Source organism: Comamonas sp. A23, from assembly GCF_004522605.1.
Taxonomy (GTDB): domain Bacteria; phylum Pseudomonadota; class Gammaproteobacteria; order Burkholderiales; family Burkholderiaceae_C; genus Comamonas; species Comamonas thiooxydans.
The window spans coordinates 174,493-193,457 of the sequence record NZ_RSDT01000005.1; the positions used below are offsets into that span (position 1 = coordinate 174,493).

Sequence of the window (18,965 nt, forward strand, 5' to 3'; positions counted from 1 at the left end):
GATTGCCTGCTGGGCCGTACCTTGCCTATGGCCGCTATAGGGGGAAATAGGCGTCTTTGGCGCTTGAAACACCTAAAATGAACCTCAACTAGGTCTGGAGTCCCCTCCGGGCCTTTACGTCTGAATATTCCATTGGAGCCCCGCTTGAACAATCAGTGGTTTTCAAAAGTCGCCGTCTGGCTGGTCATCGCCATGGTGCTGTTTACGGTGTTCAAACAGTTTGACACCCGAGGTGCTGGCGGTGCCTCTCATGTTGGCTACTCGGAATTCCTGGAGCAAGTGCGCAACAACCGTATCAAGAGCGCCACCATTCAGGAAGGTGCTGGCGGTACCGAGGTCGTAGCCACCACCACCGATGACCGCAAGATCCGCACTACGGCCACCTACCTCGATCGCGGTCTGGTGGGCGACCTGATCAACAACAACGTCAAGTTCGACGTCAAGCCACGTGAAGAAGGCTCGCTGCTCATGACGCTGCTCGTGAGCTGGGGCCCCATGCTGCTGTTGATCGGCGTATGGGTGTACTTCATGCGCCAGATGCAGGGTGGCGGCAAGGGCGGCGCCTTCAGCTTCGGCAAGTCCAAGGCGCGCATGCTCGACGAGAACAGCAATACCGTCACCTTTGCCGACGTGGCTGGTGCCGATGAGGCCAAGGAAGAAGTCAAGGAAGTCGTGGACTTCCTCAAGGACCCCAACAAGTTCCAGAAGCTCGGCGGCCGCATTCCCCGCGGTCTGCTGCTGGTCGGCCCTCCCGGTACCGGCAAGACGCTGCTGGCCAAGTCCATCGCGGGCGAAGCCAAGGTGCCTTTCTTCTCGATCTCGGGTTCCGATTTCGTTGAAATGTTCGTCGGCGTGGGCGCGGCCCGCGTGCGCGACATGTTCGAGAACGCCAAGAAGAATGCGCCTTGCATCATCTTCATCGACGAAATCGACGCCGTCGGTCGCCAGCGCGGTGCCGGCATGGGCGGCGGCAACGACGAGCGCGAGCAGACACTGAATCAGATGCTGGTCGAGATGGACGGTTTCGAGACCAACCTCGGTGTGATCGTGGTGGCGGCAACCAACCGCCCCGACATTCTGGATGCGGCCTTGCTGCGCCCCGGTCGTTTCGACCGTCAGGTCTATGTGACGCTGCCCGATATCCGCGGCCGCGAGCAGATCCTGAACGTGCACATGCGCAAGATTCCCGTGGGCCAGGACGTGAACCCCGCCATCATCGCGCGCGGCACGCCCGGCATGTCGGGCGCCGATCTGGCCAACCTCTGCAACGAAGCGGCTCTGATGGCGGCACGCCGCAATGCGCGCACTGTGGAGATGCAGGACTTCGAGAAGGCCAAGGACAAGATCATCATGGGCCCCGAGCGCAAGACCATGGTCATGCCCGAGGAAGAGCGCCGCAACACGGCCTACCATGAAGCCGGCCATGCCCTCATCGGCAAGCTGCTGCCCAAGTGCGATCCCGTGCACAAGGTCACCATCATCCCGCGCGGCCGTGCGCTGGGCGTGACCATGAGCCTGCCCGAGAAGGACCGCTACTCCTATGACAAGGAGTACATGCTCAACCAGATCGCCATGCTGTTTGGTGGCCGTATCGCCGAAGAAGTGTTCATGAACCAGATGACGACTGGTGCGTCCAACGACTTCGAGCGCGCGACCCAGATCGCCCGTGACATGGTGACGCGCTACGGCATGAGCGATGCCCTGGGCACCATGGTCTATTCCGAGCAGGAAGGCGAACCTTTCCTGGGCCGTACCTTCAGCCGTGGCTCCAATCTGTCCGAGTCCACCATGCAGAAGGTGGACGACGAAGTGCGTCGCATCATCGACGAGCAATATGCTCTGGCGCGCAAGCTGATCGAAGACAACAGCGACAAGATGCATGCCATGGCCAAGGCCATGCTGGACTGGGAGACGATCGACGCCGAGCAGCTCAACGACATCATGGCAGGCAAGGAGCCTCGTCCTCCCAAGGACTGGACGCCTCGCAACCCACCCTCGTCGGATGGTGGCAATTCCTCGGGAGGCAATCCCGCATCGAATGCCGAGCCCTCGCCGACTACGGCTTGAGCGCCAAGCCTCATACACAAAAGGTCCCTCAGGGGCCTTTTGTTTTTGCACTCTCAGATATCGGAAGATTTATGTCGCAACAGTGGCAAACCTCGCGTTTTCTCTTGCAGCTTGACAAGCCTCAGGTCATGGGCATTGTGAATGTGACCCCGGATTCCTTTTCGGACGGAGGCAGGCATGCCGGTGTATCCCAGGCCATGGCCCATGCGGAGCTGCTTCTGGAGCAAGGGGCGCATATTCTGGATATAGGTGGCGAGTCCACCAGGCCGGGGTCGCCCGCTGTGAGTCTCGAAGACGAGCTGGCTCGCGTTCTGCCCGTGCTGCGTGAAGCCGTCAAGCTCAACGTGCCCATCTCCATCGATACCTACAAGCCCGAAGTCATGGCCGCGTCTCTGGATCTGGGGGCGGACATCATCAACGACATCTGGGCGCTGCGCCAGCCCGGTGCCTTCGAGGTGGTGAGCAGGCACGCCAGCTGTGGCGTGTGCCTGATGCATATGCACAAGACCCCGCAAGACATGCACCTGGAGCATATGCAGGGCGATGCCGTGGCTCAAGTTCGGGACTTTCTGCTGCAGGTGACTCAGCCTTTGCTCGATGCAGGCGTTGCACGCTCGCGCATCGCCTGGGATTACGGTATTGGGTTCGGCAAGAGCGTGGTACAAAATTTTGCCTTGCTTGCACATCAGCGTGAGCTGCTGGGCCTAGACTTCCCCTTGCTGGCGGGTTGGTCGCGCAAGGGCTCGCTGGGGCAGGTGACCGGCCTGCCTGTGGATCAGCGCATGGTGCCCAGCGTCGCGGCGGCATTGCTGGCGGTCGAGCGTGGGGCCAAAATTGTGCGTGTCCACGATGTGAAGGATACGGTGGCTGCGCTGGCAGTCTGGCAGGCCATGCATGATGCGCAAGCGCTGCAGGCCTGATGACAGAGTATTGAATCTAAAAAGGACAACGAGAATATGGCACGACAGTATTTCGGCACCGACGGGATTCGCGGCACGGTGGGCAAGTCGCCCATCACGCCTGACTTTGCCCTGCGCCTGGCACATGCCGTGGGGCGCGTGTTGCGTCGCACGCAAGAGCGCCCTCTGGTGCTGATCGGCAAGGACACCCGCATCTCTGGCTACATGCTGGAGAGCGCGCTCGAGTCGGGCTTCAACTCTGCCGGTGTCGATGTCATGTTGCTTGGCCCCTTGCCGACACCGGGCGTGGCCTATCTGACGCGTGCCCAGCGCGCCAGCCTGGGGGTGGTGATCAGCGCCAGCCACAACCCGTTTTATGACAACGGCATCAAGTTCTTCAGTGCCGAGGGCACCAAGCTGCCTGATTCCTGGGAAGAGGATGTGGAGGCCGCTCTCAAGGAAGACCCCGTCTGGGTGGATTCAGCCTCTTTGGGCAAGGCGCGACGTCTGGCCGATGCCGCCGGCCGTTATATCGAGTTCTGCAAAAGCACTTTCGATCACAGCCTGTCGTTGCGGGGCCTGAAGATCGTAGTGGATGCGGCCCATGGCGCGGCCTATCAGATTGCTCCCAAGGTCTTTCACGAGCTGGGTGCCAATGTGGTGGAAATCGGCTGCTCCCCGGACGGCCTGAACATCAACGAGGGAGTTGGCGCGACCCATCCCGAAGCGCTGGTGAGGGCGGTGCGTGCCAACAATGCCGACTATGGCGTGGCGCTGGACGGCGATGCCGACCGTCTGCAACTGGTCGATGCGCAAGGCCGTCTCTACAACGGCGACGAGCTGCTCTATCTCATGGCGGCCGATCGTCTGGCTCGCGGCGACGTAGTCAGCGGCGTGGCGGGAACCCTGATGACCAATATGGCGGTGGAGCAGGCGCTCAAGGAGCAGGGCGTGGGTTTTGTCCGTGCCAAGGTGGGAGACCGCTATGTGCTGGAGGCGCTCAATGCCAAGGGCTGGCAGCTGGGCGGCGAAAGCTCGGGCCACCTGCTGGCGCTGGACAAGCACACGACCGGTGACGGCCTGGTCAGTGCACTGCAGGTGCTGCAAGCCTGCGTGCGCTCGAAGAAGACCATTGCCCAGTGGCTGGAGTCCGTGAAGCTGTTCCCCCAGGTCATGATCAATGTGCGCTTGCAGCCTGGCCAGGACTGGAAGAGCAACGCCAAGCTGCCAGGTGAGCAGGCAGCGGTTGAAAAGCTGCTGGGCAGCGACGGCCGTGTGCTGATCCGTCCCAGCGGTACCGAGCCCCTGGTGCGAGTCATGGTCGAGGCCAGGAGTGCGGACATGGCCAGCAACTGTGCCGAGCGTCTGGCCGAGGTGGTCAGGGCCAGCTGAAGCTGCGCAAACCCTGATGACTGTCATGAACAACGATGACAGTCATCTTTTGGTCATCTAATTGTCATAAACCATGGGCAGACTGCGGACATGCCCTCAGGGGCGCTTCAAGCTTTCGCAGGCTGCTGCCACATGTCCCAATCCGTATCTGGTTCCGACTCTTTTTTTTCCACTTCCATCACTTCATCTTCAGGGCAGGATCCGGTTGCAGTTTCCCCAGTGACCTCGCAGACCGATAGTCAGGCGCATGAGGCGGGACCTGCATCCCTGGGTCTGGCGCATATCTCGCTTGTGCCTCCTGTCACGACGGCGGTCGACAACTGCGCGAGCGAACCGGCTGCAGTTGCGCAAGCCGGGGCGGCCGGGCACCATGGTGTGCCCGGTGCCGTTTCTGACGCTGCGACACCGGCCCCTGCAAAAGCGCCGCGCCGACGCCGAGCGGCGTCCAAGAACGAGGTAGCCATGCCGCCTGTGATCGAGCCGACTCTGGAGTTGCTGGACCGCGATCAAAGCATTCTGGTCTTCAATGAGCGCGTGCTGAACTGGGCCGAGCGCGAGGATGTGCCGCTGCTCGAGCGCCTGCGCTATCTGTGCATCGTGTCTTCCAATCTCGACGAGTGGTTCGAGGTGCGCTGTGCACCTCATGTCTCTGCCGCCAAGGTCGGGGATGAACAGGGGCCATACTCGCGCGCCAGCTTCGAGCGACTGATGACCACGGCCCACGGCCTGGTGGCCAAGCAGTACCAGCTCTATAACCAGTCCATCATTCCCGCGTTCGACAAGCATGCGATTCGCCTGGTTTCTCACGGCGAGCGCAGCGTGGCGCAGCGCAAATGGGTGCGCGAGTACTTCATGCGCGAGGTGCAGCCCCTGCTGATGCCGGTGGGGCTGGATCCGTCGCATCCCTTCCCGCAGGTCGCCAACAAGGCCTTGAATTTCATCGTGCGCCTCAATGGCGTGGATGCCTTCGGGAGGGCCAATGAAGTGGCCATTGTCAAGGTGCCGCGTGCCTTGCCGCGCCTGATCCGTCTGCCCGAGAAGATCTCGGGCAAGCAAAAGCTGTTTGTCAGCATCTCCAGCGTGGTGCGTGCCCATCTGGCCGAGCTGTTCCCGGGGCGCGAAGTGTCGGAGTTCTCGCAGTTCCGTGTCACCCGCCACTCCGATCTGGCCGTGGATGAGGACGATGTGGTGGATCTGCGCATGGCCCTGCGCCAGGGCCTGCATCACCGCCATTACGGTCAGGCCGTGCGTCTGGAGGTGTCCTCGTCCTGCTCTGTGGTGCTCTCTGACCTGCTGCTGGAGCAATACGGCCTGCCGGCCGAGGCGCTGTTCCGCGTCAAGGGGCCGGTGAATCTGGTGCGCCAGATGCAGCTGATCGATCTGGTCGACGACCCGGCCCTGCTGTTTCCCAAGTGGAAGCCGGCCTGGCCCACGCAGCTCGTGCTAGGCCGCTCCATCCTGGCGCAGATGCGCAAGAGCGACATCATCATCCATCAGCCCTTCGAGAGTTTCGATGGCGTGCTGGAGTTGCTGCGCGAGGCCGTGAACGATCCGCAGGTGCTGGCCATCAAGCAGACCATCTACCGCACGGGCACCGACTCCGAGATCATGAGCCTGCTGGCCGAGGCCGTGAGCCGCGGCAAGGAGGTGCTGGCCGTGCTGGAGCTCAAGGCGCGCTTTGACGAAGAGGCCAATATCAACTGGGCGGAAAAGCTGGAGTCGCTGGGCGTGCAGGTGGTGTACGGGGTGGTCGGTCTCAAGACCCATGCCAAGATGCTGCTCATCACGCGCCGTGAAAAGCGCAACAACCAGCTCAAGCGCTATGCCCATCTGTCCACGGGCAACTACAACGCCCGCAGCGCGCGCCTTTACACCGACATCAGCCAGCTGACCTGCGATGACGAGATCACGGCCGATATGGATGCGGTATTTCGCCACCTGTCCAGCCATAACACCATGCCCAAGCTGCAAAAGCTGGTCATGGCGCCGTTCCATCTGCAAAACCGCATGTTGGAGCTGATCGGCCTGGTGGCCGCCGCAGCGGCGCGGGGCGAGAAGGCACGCATGGTGCTCAAGATGAATGCGCTGACCGACGAGCCCCTGATTCGCGCCCTGGTCGAGGCCGGCCGCAAGGGCGCACAGATCGATCTCATCGTGCGCGGCTCATGCATGTTGCCGGCGCAGCGCCCGGGCGTGACGGACAATATCCGCGTGCGCTCCATCATCGGCCGTTTTCTGGAGCATTCACGCGTCTTCTACTTTGCCTGGGGCCAGGAAGAAGAGCTGCTGCTGTCCAGTGCCGACTGGATGAATCGCAATATGCTCAGCCGCGTGGAGCTGGCCTGGCCGGTGCTTGACAAAAAGCTGCGCCAGCGTGTGATCGACGAGTGCCTGGTGGCCTATCTGGGCGACGACCGCGATGCCTGGACGCTGGATGCCTCGGGCGTTTACCAGAAGCCCGCGCGTCCGCTGGAGGGCAAGGGCGCCCAGCAGGCCCTGATGGTGCGCTATGGCGGCAAGAGCGTTTGAATACTCTGAAAAAAGGAGCGCCTTGCGCCTGATATGCAATGTTTTCATATGTTTTTAGTATTGAAATCAATGTTTGACAGGTGCTTGCAGCTATCTTTTTGAAGGGCTTTCAGAGCAAAAAAAGGGACTGCCTCGCAGTCCCTTTACCTTTTGCAGGCCGCGGCGGCCTGGCAGGTGATATCAGCGCAGCTGCAGCTTGAGGCTCCAGGGCGTCTTGCTCCAGGCCATGGCTTCCTCCTCGAGCAGGCGGGCGGATTGCGGGTAGGTCAGCATCCAGCCCGAAGGTGTGGAGAGCTTGCATTCCGAGCCCGAACGCTTGATCTGCATGCCCTGCATGTCAGGGTCGCGGCGGGTATGGCTCAACTGCACGGCAATGCGCAGTGCCATCAGCGGCAGGGCCAGCTGCGGCTCTTCGATGGCGTCCTCCAGCTTGCGCAGCTTGCCCTGGTGACCCAGCACCAGCTGACAGATGCGCTGGCGCAGCTCGGGCTCCCAGGTGGCCAGGCCGCAATGCTCGACAATGTAGGCGCCGTGGCGGTGATAGTCGCTCAGAGCCACGCGCATGCCCACCTCGTGCAGTTGCGCGGCAATGGCCAGGGCCTGAGTGCTCAGCGGCGCGGCTTCTGCGGGCAGGATTTGCTGGCACAGCTGGGTGGCAATGCGCTGAACGCGCTGGGCATGGGGTACGTCCACGCCGAAGTCCAGTTGCAGTGCGCCGACTTCCGCGGCCTCCTTGTCGGCAGGGGGCTCATGGTCGAGCAGGTCGTGCAAAGCTCCCTGGCGCAGTGCGCCCTGTGCAACTTCCAGCTCGGTAATGCCCAACAGGTCGACCACGGCCATCATCACGCTGATGCCGCCTGCGACCACCGGGCGGCGATCTTCCTTGAGGCCCGGCATGCGCAGGCGCTCCACATGACCGATGTCCAGCAGCAGCTCGTAGAGGTAGCGCAGCTTGGCGGGCGTGATCACCTGCCCGTCCAGGCCCTGGGCCGTGAGAGCGTCGGCCACGGCGTTGGCCGTGCCGGAGGATGCATAGGCGCAGTCCCAGGCCGTGCCCGGGTAGGCGAACTGGGCCTGGGTCAGGCGTTGCTTGGCGGCGGCAACGGCGGCCTGGAAGTTGGTCTTGTTCAGTGCGCCGTCGCTGAAGAAACGGCTGCTCCAGGAGACGCTGCCCAGTGCGAACGATGCCACTTGCAGAGGCTGGCTGTGCTGGCCGATGATGATTTCGGTGGAGCGTCCGCCAATGTCGATGACCAGGCGTTTTTGCTGGCTGGGCGGCAGCGAACTGGCCACGCCGCGATAGATCAGCCGGGCTTCCTCCTCGCCGGCAATGACTTCGATGGGAAAGCCCAGCAACTGGCTTCCACGCGTCACGAATTCGTCGGCATTCAGTGCCTCGCGCAGGGTCTGGGTGGCTACAGCGCGGACATGCGAGGCATCAAAGCCCCTGAGGCGTTCGCCAAAGCGAGCCAGGCACTCCCAGCCGCGCTCCATGGCTTCGCGGGAGAGTTCCTGGCGCGAGTTCAGGCCATTGCCCTGGCGCACGGTTTCCTTGAGGTATTCCACACGCTCGATGCGTTGATGCGAGCCGATGCGGCCTATTTCAAGGCGAAAGCTATTGGAACCAAGGTCTACGGCGGCAAGCAGCGATTCAGGAGCCATTTCTGAGCCAATCAATGCGTTGTTGTTATGCGGGTTGGGGCACGGGCAGAGCATGAGCGTGATGGAACAGGCGACACATGCACCGGGCAGTGGAATATGCAATACGGGCCGTCATCGAGCTTGTGGGGCGCTGGGTTCAACCTCTGCCAAGTCAGGTATTTGCAGGTATTTGCCGGGTTGGGCCGCCAGAGTGTGCTCACGCTGTGTGACAGACTATGTCATACATTGCCGGCGATCAGACTCCAGCCTTGCGACAAGCTGTTACCCGGGCCGGGTCTGCGGGTCAAGGCTCAGCAGTTTGCGAATGAAATATGACACTCGCATGACCGCTTTGGAGCTCTTTCACTCGGTTGCGCCTTGAAATTTTCATGTCACGACCTTGTCATAAAAGGTTTTTAAAGTCACTCCATCGAATCTTTCAACCCTAAGAGGTCGTTTCATGAAGTTGTCCTTGATTCACGTTCTGGTGGCTGGTGCTCTGTCTGCAGCGGGTATTGCCAACGCCAGCCAGGAAGCCACAGGTGCCGGTGCGAGCTTCCCGGCTCCTCTGTATTCCAAGTGGGCTGCCGACTATCACAAGGCCACCGGCGTCAAGATTAACTATCAGTCCGTGGGTTCCAGCGCCGGTGTCAAGCAGATCGAAGCCAAGACCGTGGACTTCGGTGCTTCCGATGAACCCCTGAAGGATGACGAACTGGCCAAGAAGGGGCTGGTTCAGTTTCCCACCGTGATCGGCGGCATTGTTCCCGTGGTCAACATCAAGGGCGTGGCTCCCGGCCAGCTGAAGCTGTCGGGCCAGGTGCTGGGCGATATCTACCTGGGCAAGATCTCCAAGTGGAATGACCCCGCCATCACGGCTCTGAACCCCGGTGTGGCGCTGCCTGACGCCGCTATCGCTCCCGTGCGCCGCGCTGACGGCTCCGGCACCACCTTCGGCTTCACCAACTACCTCTCCAAGGTCAATGCCGAGTGGAAGGAAAAAGTGGGCGAGGGCAAGGCCGTGAACTGGCCTACCGGTGCCGGCGGCAAGGGTAACGAAGGCGTTGCCGCCTTTGTGGGTCGCCTGCCCAACTCCATCGGCTATGTCGAGTACGCCTATGTGAAGCAGAACAAGCTGACCTACACACAGCTGCAGAACAAGGAAGGCGCTTTTGTCTCTCCTGACGACGAGACCTTCAAGGCAGCTGCTGCTGGCGCTGACTGGGCCAAGAGCTTCTACCAGATCCTGACCAACCAGCCCGGCAAGAACGCCTGGCCCATCACCTCGGCAACCTTCATCCTGATGCACAAGACTCAGGAAAAGCCTGCTCAGGCCGCCACCTCGCTGAAGTTCTTCGACTGGGCTTACAAGCAAGGTGACAAGACTGCCGCCGATCTGGACTATGTGCCCATGCCCGACGCTGTCAAGAACGTGATCTACAAGTCCTGGAACGATATCAAGGACGCTTCGGGCAAGGTTGTTTCCAAGTAATTTCGTGTCATCAGTGAGCAGCGGGCTGCCGTGCCGGACGGTATGTTCGCTGCTTGTTTCAACCCTTTGCGAATAAAGGCGCTCACGTGTCCACTACGTCGCCCTCCAGTTCGCTGGCTGCAGCCCCCACCGATGCCGCCAAGCGACGCTCTCCCTCTCCGCCACGTGCTCCGATGATCTCGGGACGTATGGCGGATCGTTTGTTTGGTGGCCTGGCACGCAGCGCAGCAATTTTGACGCTGGTGCTGCTGTTGGCCATCATGGTTTCGCTGATCTTCGGCGCCTGGCCCGCCATCTCCGAATATGGTCTGAGCTTTCTGACCAGCAGTGTCTGGGACCCCGTGCAGGATCAATACGGCGGTCTGGTCATGATTTACGGCACGCTGGCCACTTCGGCCATCGCGCTCATCATTGCAGTGCCCGTGAGCTTCGGCATTGCCCTGTTTCTGACGGAACTCTCGCCCGCCTGGCTCAAGCGCCCTCTGGGCACTGCCATCGAGTTGCTGGCCGCAGTTCCCTCCATTGTTTACGGCATGTGGGGCCTGATGGTGTTCGGCCCCGTGCTGGCCACCTATGTGCAGCAGCCCTTGCAGAACCTGCTGACCGGTGTGCCCTATCTGGGCGCTTTTGTTTCCGGCCCTCCCGTGGGTATCGGTATTTTGTCGGCCGGCATCATTCTGGCCATCATGATCATCCCCTTCATCGCCTCCGTGATGCGCGATGTGTTCGAAGTCACGCCGGCGCTGCTCAAGGAGTCGGCCTACGGTCTGGGCTCCACGACCTGGGAAGTGGTCTGGAAAGTGGTGCTGCCCTATACCAAGACCGGCGTGCTGGGCGGCGTCATGCTAGGCCTGGGCCGTGCACTGGGCGAGACCATGGCCGTGACCTTTGTGATCGGCAACATGAACCAGCTCAATTCCCTGTCCGTGTTCGAGGCTGCGAACAGCATCACCTCGGCGCTGGCCAATGAGTTTGCCGAAGCGGGCGAGGGCCTGCATCAGGCGTCGCTGATCTATCTGGGTCTGGTGCTGTTCTTCATCACCTTCGTGGTGCTGGCCTGCTCCAAGCTGCTGCTCAACCGTCTGCAGAAGAACGAAGGAGCCCGCTCATGAGCCCGACCTCCACCTCCACCAAAATGCTCGACGCAGCCGATCTGGCTGCGGTGCGTCAGGCCAAGTACAACAAGCGCAAGCGCCTCAATCAGGTCGCGCTGACCCTGTCCATGGCCGCCATGCTGTTTGGCGTGTTCTGGCTGGTCTGGATTCTCTGGGAAACCATTCGCCAGGGCTTGGGCGGTCTGAACTTCGCACTGTTCTCGCAGATGACGCCTCCTCCCAACGAGGAGGGCGGTATTGCCAATGCCATCTGGGGCTCGCTGATGATGGTGGCGCTGGCCACTTTCGTGGGCACGCCTATCGGCGTGATGGCCGGGGTCTATCTGGCCGAGTACGACAAAAAAGGCTGGCTGGCTTCCACCACCCGCTTCGTCAACGACATTCTGCTGTCGGCACCCTCCATCGTCATCGGTCTGTTTGTCTATACCGTGGTGGTGGTGCGCTTCAAGAGCTTCTCCGGCATGGCCGGCGTGATCGCGCTGGCGCTGATCGTGATTCCCGTGGTCATCCGCACCACGGAAAACATGCTGGTGCTGGTTCCCGCCAGCCTGCGTGAAGCAGCTTATGCGCTGGGTACGCCCAAGTGGAAGGTCATCATCATGGTGACCTTGCGCGCAGCCCGCGCCGGCGTGATCACCGGTGTGCTGCTGGCAGTGGCCCGTATTGCAGGAGAGACCGCTCCGCTGCTGTTCACGGCGCTGAACAACCAGTTCTGGAATGCCGACATGAGCAAGCCCATGGCCAGCCTGCCGGTCACCATCTTCAAATTTGCCATGAGCCCGTATGAGAACTGGCAGCAACTGGCCTGGGCCGGTGTCTTCCTCATCACTGTGGCTGTGCTGGGTCTGAATATCCTGGCGCGTTTCATCACCCGCCAGAAATAATTCGAAAGTTCAAGATCATGACTGCAATCACTGCTCCCGCCAACATCAAGCTGGCCGTGCGCGACCTGAACTTCTACTACGGCAAGTTTCACGCGCTGAAGAACATCAATCTCGATATTCCCGAGAAGAAGGTCACGGCCTTCATCGGCCCCTCGGGCTGCGGCAAGTCCACGCTGCTGCGCACCTTCAACCGCATGTTCGAGCTCTATCCCGAGCAGCGCGCCGAAGGTCAGATCATGCTGGACGGCGACAATCTGCTGACCAGCAAGCAGGATGTGGCACTGATTCGTGCCAAGGTCGGCATGGTGTTCCAGAAGCCCACGCCGTTCCCCATGTCCATTTATGACAACATCGCTTTCGGCGTGAAGCTGTTCGAGAATCTCAACGCCTCGGACATGGACGACCGCGTGGAGTGGGCGCTGCGCAAGGCAGCACTGTGGAACGAAGTCAAGGACAAGCTGCAGCAAAGCGGCTCGGGTCTGTCGGGCGGTCAGCAGCAGCGTCTGTGCATCGCTCGTGGCATTGCCATCAAGCCCGAAGTGCTGCTGCTGGACGAGCCCTGCTCGGCGCTGGACCCCATCTCCACGGCCAAGATCGAGGAGCTGATCGCGGAGCTGAAGAACGACTACACCGTGGTCATCGTGACACACAACATGCAGCAGGCCGCCCGTTGCAGCGACTACACGGCCTATATGTATCTGGGGGATCTGGTGGAGTTTGGCGACACCGAAAAAATGTTCTTCAAGCCCCAGCGCAAGGAAACGGAAGACTACATCACAGGCCGCTTCGGCTAAGGACTTAAAAATGACAGAAAAACATTTGTCCACGCAGTTCGACTCCGAACTCAATCGTGTCTCGGCACGCGTCATGGAGCTGGGCGGTCTGGTCGAGTCGCAGATCAGCAATGCCGTCTACGCACTGACCAGCTTCAGCACCGAAGCGGTTGAGCAGGTCATCAGCACCGAGCAGCGCGTCAACGCCATGGAGGTCGAGATCGACCATGAGCTGTCGTCCATCATTGCGCGCCGCCAGCCCACGGCCCGCGACCTGCGCCTGCTGATCGCCTTCTCCAAGGCCACGGCCAACCTGGAGCGCATGGGCGACGAAGCCTGCAAGATGGCGCGCATGGTCAAGTCCATCATCGAAAGCGGCGCTGCCCGTTCGCTGCCCAGCGGCGAATTGCGCATGGCGGCACAGATGGCTTCCGAGCTGCTGCGCAAGACCCTGGATGCCTTCGCACGACTGGACACCAAGGCGGCAGTGGCCATCTTGCGTGAAGACGACCTGATCGACGAAGAGTTCGACGGCTTTGTGCGCAAGCTCATCACCTACATGATGGAAGATCCGCGCACCATCTCCGCCAGCCTGGACCTGCTGTTCCTGGCCAAGGCCATCGAGCGTATCGGCGACCACTCCAAGAACGTGGCCGAGCTGATCATCTACCTGGTCGAGGGCAAGGATGTGCGCCATCAGACCATGGCTGAAATCGAATCTGCGGTGTTGTAAGACGGAGGCTACTCAGGGATGAAGAAGATGCCCATGGTCCTCATCGTGGAGGACGAACCTGCGATTGCAGAGTTGATCGCGGTCAATTTGAGGCATAACGGCTTCCAGCCCGTCTGGGCGGAAGACGGCGTTTCGGCGCAGCGCGAGCTTGATGCCGTGCTGCCCGACGTGATTTTGCTCGACTGGATGCTGCCCGGGGCCAGCGGTCTGTCTCTGGCTCGCAAATGGCGTGCCGACAGCCGCACCAAGGCCGTGCCCATTCTCATGCTGACGGCGCGTGGCGACGAGCCCGACAAGGTGGCGGGACTGGATGCCGGTGCGGATGACTACATCACCAAGCCTTTCTCCACCCAGGAGCTGCTGGCCCGCATTCGTGCCGTGCTGCGCCGCCGTGCGCCTGAACAGGTGCAGGACAAGGTCAGCATTGGCGAGCTGGTGCTGGATGCCGCGGCCCACCGCGTGAGCTGGCAGGGCGATCTGCTCAAGATCGGTCCCACCGAGTTCAAGCTGCTCAACTATCTGATGAAGCACCCCGAGCGCGTGCACAGCCGTGCGCAGTTGCTCGACAAGGTCTGGGGCGATCATGTCTTCATTGAAGAGCGCACCGTGGACGTGCACGTCAAGCGCTTGCGAGAATCGCTGGGCGTGGCGGGTGTTCTGATTGAGACCGTGCGCGGTGCGGGCTACCGTTTCAGCGCCCAGGCCATGGCCTGACAGCACTTCCCCCCGAACCTCGGCCCGGCCTGGCTGGGTCGTCAAAAATCACAACTGAAAGCAAATATGGGGTGGCGTGGTTTTCGATTGTTGGCTTCTCAGGTCGCGGCAGCCGTGGTGGTATGGCTGCTGTGGGCCTATCTCGTTGCACCCGGTGCGACGGTGCTGCAGCAATGCGTGGCGGCCATGACGGGCGCCTTGATCGGCGGCTGGATATGGTGGCTGGTGGACAGCTGGAATGGCGCGCGGCTGCTGCACTGGCTGCGCCAGTCGGAGCTGGGCGCAGTGCCCAATCTGGCAGGGATCTGGGGCGAGGCCAGCGTGCGCATGCGCCGCTGGATTCGCCAGAGCGTGCAGCAGGTGCAGCAGGGCGACCAGCGGCTCAATGACATTCTGTCTGCCTTGCAGGCCAGTCCCAATGGTGTGGTCCTGCTCGATGCACAGGGCCGCATCGAATGGTGCAATCAGATTTCCGCCAAGCAGTTCGGCTTTGATGCCGAGCGCGATGTGCTGCAAAGCATCGGTAATCTGGTGCGAGATCCTCAGTTCAGTGCCTATTTTGCAGCGCAGGACTTCAGTCATGATCTGGTCATGCAGGGGCGCGAAAGCACACCTTCGCGGCCGGTCAAGCTGTCGGTGCAGCTCTACGGCTACGGTGAGGGGCGCAAGCTGCTGCTGGCGCGCGATGTGACGGCGCTGGAGCAGGCCGAGGCCATGCGCCGCGACTTCGTGGCCAATGTCTCGCACGAAATCCGCACGCCTCTGACCGTGCTGGCCGGTTTTGTCGAGACCCTGCAGAACCTGCCGCTCGAGGAAGACGAGCGCAGGCGCTATCTGGAGCTGATGGCCCAGCAGGCCGAGCGCATGCAGCATCTGGTGGAAGACTTGCTGACCCTGTCGCGCCTGGAGGGAAGCCCGCTGCCCAGCAACAATGACTGGGTGTCGGTGGCGCAACTGCTCAATCGCTGTGAGAACGAGGCTCGTGGCCTGTCCAATGCCTTGACGCGCAAGCAGGCCAAACCCCATGTGCTGAACTTTCCTGATGAGCAGGCGCTGCGGCAGGCCGGAGATCTGGCAGGCGCGAGCGCAGAGCTGCACAGCGCGTTTTCCAATCTGTTGGCCAATGCCATGCGCTACACGCCGGCTGGCGGGCAGATCGATGTGCGCTGGCAACTGCTGCCCGATGGATCGGCCCGCTTTGCCGTCAAGGACTCCGGCCCCGGCATCGACGAGAAGCATGTGTCGCGCCTGACGGAGCGCTTTTATCGCGTGGATCGCAGCCGCTCACGTGACACGGGCGGCACCGGCCTGGGGCTGGCCATCGTCAAGCATGTGCTGCAGCGGCATGGCGCAAGGCTCAGTATTGAGAGTGAGCTGGGCAAGGGTTCGGAATTCGCCGTCACCTTCCCGCCCAGCCGTGTGCGGCCAGTTGCTGAAGCGCCCGCCAAGGCACTTTCTCACTAGGAGGCTCCAGGCTGGGCCTGCGGCTTTGGAGGTCGTATGGCTCTGTGCAAAATGCTGCTGAAGGCCATGGCCGTGACAAACAGGGCCGCCGCGCTGCAAACCCAGAAGGGCATGGGCGTGGCCTGCCAGTCCAGCCAGCCTTCGGCTGCTTGCCATCGGTAGGTCAGCCAGTAGCCAAGGCCCAGGCCGCAGCCCCACAGCAGCAGGCAATAGATCACCAGAGGCGCCACGGTCACGCGATAGCAGCGCAGCACGAAAATGCAATAGGTCTGCACGCAGTCCGCCACATGGTATGCAGCCACGCAGATCAGCAGCCAGGACGTCATTGCCAGCACCCGCGGGGAGTCGGTGTAGATGTCTGCAATCCAGGTGCGAGCGATCAAGAGCGTAGCTGCTGTCGCAATACCGATGAACAGAGCAAGCTTGAAACACTGTTGAATCAGCGTCCTGGCCTGGGCTTCGTCACCGGCGCCGCGCCAATAGCTGACGCGGGCGCTGGTCGCAATGGCCAGAGACAGCGGCACCATATAGCAGATGGCGGCCAGATTGGCGGCGATCTGGTGGCTGGCGGACGAGAGCGAGCCCTGCCTTGCCACATACAGGGCCATGAGGGTGAAGGAGGTGACTTCCACCAGAATGGCCAGGCCTGCAGGAATGCCGAGGCGGCAGAAATGGCCCAGTTGCCGCCAGTCAGGGCGCTCCAGCTTCTGCCAAAGCGCCAGCGGAGCATAGAAATCCTGAGTGCGCATCAGCCACAGAGCCACGGCAAACATGGTGTAGTTGACCAGCAGCGTGGCCAGTGCGCAGCCCACTGCTCCCAGGGGCGCAAGCCCCAGCCCGCCAAAGGTGAACCAGATGGACAAGGGGATCTTGATCAGCAGCGAGATGAGTTGCAGCCAGGTGACCAGCTTGGGGTGGCCTAGCGCCTGGTTGAGCGCGCTGTAGATGCGAAACAGCAGCGCCGGTGGCAAGCCCCAGGCCAGTACGGCGAGATAGCGCTTGACCTCCAGTTGCAGCGCATCGGGCACGCCCGTCCAGTGCAGCAGTGCACCGGGCATGAGCAGCACCGCCATGCCGAGCACGCAGGCCATGGCGCACAGATACATGGACTGGCGCAGCGATTGACCTATGGCCAGGGGCTGACCGGCGCCGCGCTGCTCGGACCACAAGGGCAGAAGAGCCTGAAAAATGCCCATCAGCGAGGCATAGACGCTGATGAAAATGGCCGACCCTACGGAGAGGGCGGCCACGGCATCGTTGGAATAGCGGCTGGCCACGATGGTGTCGGTGGTACCAAAGGCCATGACGGCCAGCTGTCCGGCCAGCACGGTGCCCGCATGCCGTCCTATGTACTGCAATTCGCCCTTCATGGGGCTTTGGGGTCGGTGTACTTGAGCAGTACCAGGACTTCCTTTTGGCCTGCCAGACGGGTGATGCGGCTGACCTCGCTCCAGCCCTGGCGCAGCTTGCGATTGTGATCGCCCGCCCAGCGGTCTGCGTCGACCAGCGCCCAGCCGCAGTCGCCTGGATTGCTGCGACGCAATAGTGCCGTATCCACATGGGTGTAGTAGCGCACGGCCGCAATCTGCGAACGGCCCAGGCCGTAGGTCAGCACGCAGCTTGTGGCGCCGTTCTGCTTGAGTTCGCCACCCAGCTGTGTCATCTGGAATTCATAGCTGCGAGCATGATCCAGCGGCTCCATCCAGAGTGTGGACAGCAAAACCCAGCTCAGTGTGGCGCCGCCGGCCGGGAGCACCAGGCTCTTCCAGATGGCTGCACGATTGCGCGAGGTGCGCCAGACCACCAGTACAAACCAGCCGGCCGTGGCGATCAGCGCCACGATGACGGTGAGCCAGGAGATGCTGGCCTCGAACTGCGGAGCCAGACGCGCAATATTGGCGGCGATCTTGGGCGGGAATCCGGTCTGAAACGCCAGCCAGACCACCCAGATGGCAATCGCGGATGCCGTAAAGAACAGCAGCGTGAACCAGTCGATCAGCGCGCTGATGCTGCGGCGGAATGTGGGCAGGGCGAAGGCGGCCAGGGTGGCAATGGCGGGAAGTCCCAGCAGCAGCGCACGATCGGCCGGGGTGCTGCTCAGGCAGGCAGCCACAGGGACTGTGGCAAACAGCAGGGCGATGGACAGATGCGGGTTGTGGCCGGGGCGTGCAATCTGGCGGCGCCAGACCCACAGTGTCCACAAAGCCAGGGGCCAGGCGGGCCAGCAGAACCACAGCAGCAGTTGCAGCAGGGCATCCCAGTCCTTGAACGAGTCCACCAGATGCCAGACCCATTGATCCAGAGCCGTGGTCAGGCTTGCTGCGAGCACCGTGGCGGCCAGCCAGGCTGCGGCCCAGGCGCGGGCCTGACGGTGGGCGCGGCCGGGATTGTCGCCCCAGCTGCGCTGTGTGAAGGCGATCACGCTGCCACCCAGTCCGAACAGCACGGAAAGAGTGGGGGCGCCGCTCAGGGCCAATCCCAGCAGGCCGAATAGCAGTGCCGCGGCTGACTTCCTGGGGTGATAGGCCATGGCCGCCGCTGCAAAAAACAGCAGCGCCGTGCAGCCCAGCTGCGTGACATAGCTGGTGGTTTCATGCGAGAGCTGGGCCAGGCCCAGGCAGGCAACCAGGGCCAGCAAAGCCGCATCGGCCATGGCGCGGGCATAGTCGATCAGCTGGGCTTCCCCGCCAAAGGCAAAGGCCACGGGCTGCGCCCCAGGGGTGCGTGCAAGGTAATAGGCTCCCCACCAGGTGGCGCCCAGGGTCACGATCAGCAAGGCGATGAAGGGCAGGCGCGCCGCCATCTCGGCGCCAAGCAGCCACTCGAAACCCTGCAAGGACAAGGCACCCAGCCAGTAGGGCAGCAGGCCGTCCATGCTGGGAGCCAGGCCCGAGAGCTTGGGGGCCAGCCAGTCGGTCTTGCCCAGCGCCAGCTCGCGCATATAGCCAAAGGCCTCCATATCGTTGGAGCGCCAGGGGCCACGCATGACAAAGCCGGGCATCACATAGGCCAGGCACAGCAAAAGCAGGGCCCAGCGCGGCAGGCGGCGTACAGCGCTTTGGGCAACGATGGCAGGTGTGGGCTGGTTCACGCAGTCAATCCGGTAGCGGCTGTGCGAATTTGCACGGCCAGATCAGGCGAAAGCGCTTGAAGTCAAAGCGCTTGGTGCTCTGATGATAGGAGCATTGGGATTCCGTGGGGCGGCACCCAAAAAAGAAAAAGGCAGCACGGTTGCCCGGGCTGCCTTTTCAGCAAAAAAGTA

General features: G+C 61.9%; 14 protein-coding genes. 11 read left to right on the top strand and 3 right to left on the bottom strand.

Going from position 1 to position 18,965, the window contains the following annotated elements; all coding sequences use genetic code 11:
- Nucleotides 1–144 precede the first annotated feature (144 nt).
- The 4 genes from ftsH (at nt 145) to ppk1 (ending at nt 6,887) form a co-directional block, all read left to right on the top strand.
- Nucleotides 145–2,067 carry an ATP-dependent zinc metalloprotease FtsH gene (gene ftsH, locus EIC84_RS13760; protein ID WP_003067340.1) on the top strand — a complete coding sequence of 641 codons (1,923 nt, stop codon included), beginning with the start codon at nt 145–147 and terminating at the stop codon, nt 2,065–2,067.
- A gap of 71 nt (nt 2,068–2,138) precedes the next feature.
- Nucleotides 2,139–2,987: a dihydropteroate synthase gene (gene folP, locus EIC84_RS13765; RefSeq protein WP_003067337.1), complete on the top strand. Its 849-nt coding sequence runs from the start codon at nt 2,139–2,141 to the stop codon at nt 2,985–2,987.
- A 36-nt stretch (nt 2,988–3,023) separates the two neighbouring features.
- Nucleotides 3,024–4,358: a phosphoglucosamine mutase gene (glmM, locus tag EIC84_RS13770; protein ID WP_003067335.1), complete on the top strand. Its 1,335-nt coding sequence runs from the start codon at nt 3,024–3,026 to the stop codon at nt 4,356–4,358.
- Between the two features lie 462 nt (nt 4,359–4,820).
- On the top strand, nt 4,821–6,887 hold the full coding sequence (ppk1, locus tag EIC84_RS13775; RefSeq protein ID WP_003067333.1) for a polyphosphate kinase 1: 2,067 nt from the start codon (nt 4,821–4,823) through the stop codon (nt 6,885–6,887).
- Between the two features lie 180 nt (nt 6,888–7,067).
- Here ppk1 and EIC84_RS13780 read toward each other — a convergent pair whose 3' ends face one another.
- On the bottom strand, nt 7,068–8,549 hold the full coding sequence (locus EIC84_RS13780; protein ID WP_003067332.1) for a Ppx/GppA phosphatase family protein: 1,482 nt from the start codon (nt 8,547–8,549) through the stop codon (nt 7,068–7,070).
- A 439-nt stretch (nt 8,550–8,988) separates the two neighbouring features.
- Here EIC84_RS13780 and pstS point away from each other — a divergent pair, with 439 nt between their 5' ends.
- From pstS to phoR, 7 genes are all read left to right on the top strand, one after another.
- Complete coding sequence (gene pstS, locus EIC84_RS13785) at nt 8,989–10,020, top strand: phosphate ABC transporter substrate-binding protein PstS (RefSeq protein ID WP_003067330.1); 1,032 nt, start codon at nt 8,989–8,991, stop codon at nt 10,018–10,020.
- A gap of 173 nt (nt 10,021–10,193) precedes the next feature.
- Nucleotides 10,194–11,132, top strand: coding sequence for a phosphate ABC transporter permease PstC (pstC, locus tag EIC84_RS13790; protein ID WP_034358718.1), 939 nt, complete (start codon nt 10,194–10,196; stop codon nt 11,130–11,132).
- Nucleotides 11,129–12,019, top strand: coding sequence for a phosphate ABC transporter permease PstA (pstA, locus tag EIC84_RS13795; protein ID WP_003067325.1), 891 nt, complete (start codon nt 11,129–11,131; stop codon nt 12,017–12,019). Before pstC ends, pstA begins: the two co-directional genes overlap by 4 nt.
- A gap of 17 nt (nt 12,020–12,036) precedes the next feature.
- On the top strand, nt 12,037–12,813 hold the full coding sequence (pstB, locus tag EIC84_RS13800; protein ID WP_003067324.1) for a phosphate ABC transporter ATP-binding protein PstB: 777 nt from the start codon (nt 12,037–12,039) through the stop codon (nt 12,811–12,813).
- A gap of 10 nt (nt 12,814–12,823) precedes the next feature.
- Entirely contained in the window at nt 12,824–13,525 is a 702-nt protein-coding gene (gene phoU / locus EIC84_RS13805; protein ID WP_003067322.1) for a phosphate signaling complex protein PhoU, read from the top strand.
- 18 nt (nt 13,526–13,543) lie between these two features.
- Nucleotides 13,544–14,239 carry a phosphate regulon transcriptional regulator PhoB gene (gene phoB / locus EIC84_RS13810; protein ID WP_003053455.1) on the top strand — a complete coding sequence of 232 codons (696 nt, stop codon included), beginning with the start codon at nt 13,544–13,546 and terminating at the stop codon, nt 14,237–14,239.
- A gap of 87 nt (nt 14,240–14,326) precedes the next feature.
- Nucleotides 14,327–15,703 carry a phosphate regulon sensor histidine kinase PhoR gene (phoR, locus tag EIC84_RS13815; RefSeq protein ID WP_003067320.1) on the top strand — a complete coding sequence of 459 codons (1,377 nt, stop codon included), beginning with the start codon at nt 14,327–14,329 and terminating at the stop codon, nt 15,701–15,703.
- Here the strand turns inward: phoR and EIC84_RS13820 are convergent.
- Entirely contained in the window at nt 15,700–17,073 is a 1,374-nt protein-coding gene (locus tag EIC84_RS13820) for an MATE family efflux transporter (RefSeq protein ID WP_003067318.1), read from the bottom strand. The genes phoR and EIC84_RS13820 overlap by 4 nt on opposite strands.
- Nucleotides 17,070–18,794: a hypothetical protein gene (locus tag EIC84_RS13825; RefSeq protein ID WP_003067315.1), complete on the bottom strand. Its 1,725-nt coding sequence runs from the start codon at nt 18,792–18,794 to the stop codon at nt 17,070–17,072. Before EIC84_RS13825 ends, EIC84_RS13820 begins: the two co-directional genes overlap by 4 nt.
- Between the last annotated feature and the right edge of the window lie 171 nt (nt 18,795–18,965).

What these genes read in the sequence shown, in the direction of transcription:
- folP (WP_003067337.1), top strand. Translation starts at nt 2,139, where the DNA reads ATGTCGCAACAGTGGCAAACCTCGCGTTTTCTCTTGCAGCTTGACAAG.
- glmM (WP_003067335.1), top strand. Translation starts at nt 3,024, where the DNA reads ATGGCACGACAGTATTTCGGCACCGACGGGATTCGCGGCACGGTGGGC.
- ppk1 (WP_003067333.1), top strand. Translation starts at nt 4,821, where the DNA reads ATGCCGCCTGTGATCGAGCCGACTCTGGAGTTGCTGGACCGCGATCAA.
- EIC84_RS13780 (WP_003067332.1), bottom strand. Translation starts at nt 8,549, where the DNA reads ATGGCTCCTGAATCGCTGCTTGCCGCCGTAGACCTTGGTTCCAATAGC.
- pstS (WP_003067330.1), top strand. Translation starts at nt 8,989, where the DNA reads ATGAAGTTGTCCTTGATTCACGTTCTGGTGGCTGGTGCTCTGTCTGCA.
- pstC (WP_034358718.1), top strand. Translation starts at nt 10,194, where the DNA reads ATGATCTCGGGACGTATGGCGGATCGTTTGTTTGGTGGCCTGGCACGC.
- pstA (WP_003067325.1), top strand. Translation starts at nt 11,129, where the DNA reads ATGAGCCCGACCTCCACCTCCACCAAAATGCTCGACGCAGCCGATCTG.
- pstB (WP_003067324.1), top strand. Translation starts at nt 12,037, where the DNA reads ATGACTGCAATCACTGCTCCCGCCAACATCAAGCTGGCCGTGCGCGAC.
- phoU (WP_003067322.1), top strand. Translation starts at nt 12,824, where the DNA reads ATGACAGAAAAACATTTGTCCACGCAGTTCGACTCCGAACTCAATCGT.
- phoB (WP_003053455.1), top strand. Translation starts at nt 13,544, where the DNA reads ATGAAGAAGATGCCCATGGTCCTCATCGTGGAGGACGAACCTGCGATT.
- EIC84_RS13820 (WP_003067318.1), bottom strand. Translation starts at nt 17,073, where the DNA reads ATGAAGGGCGAATTGCAGTACATAGGACGGCATGCGGGCACCGTGCTG.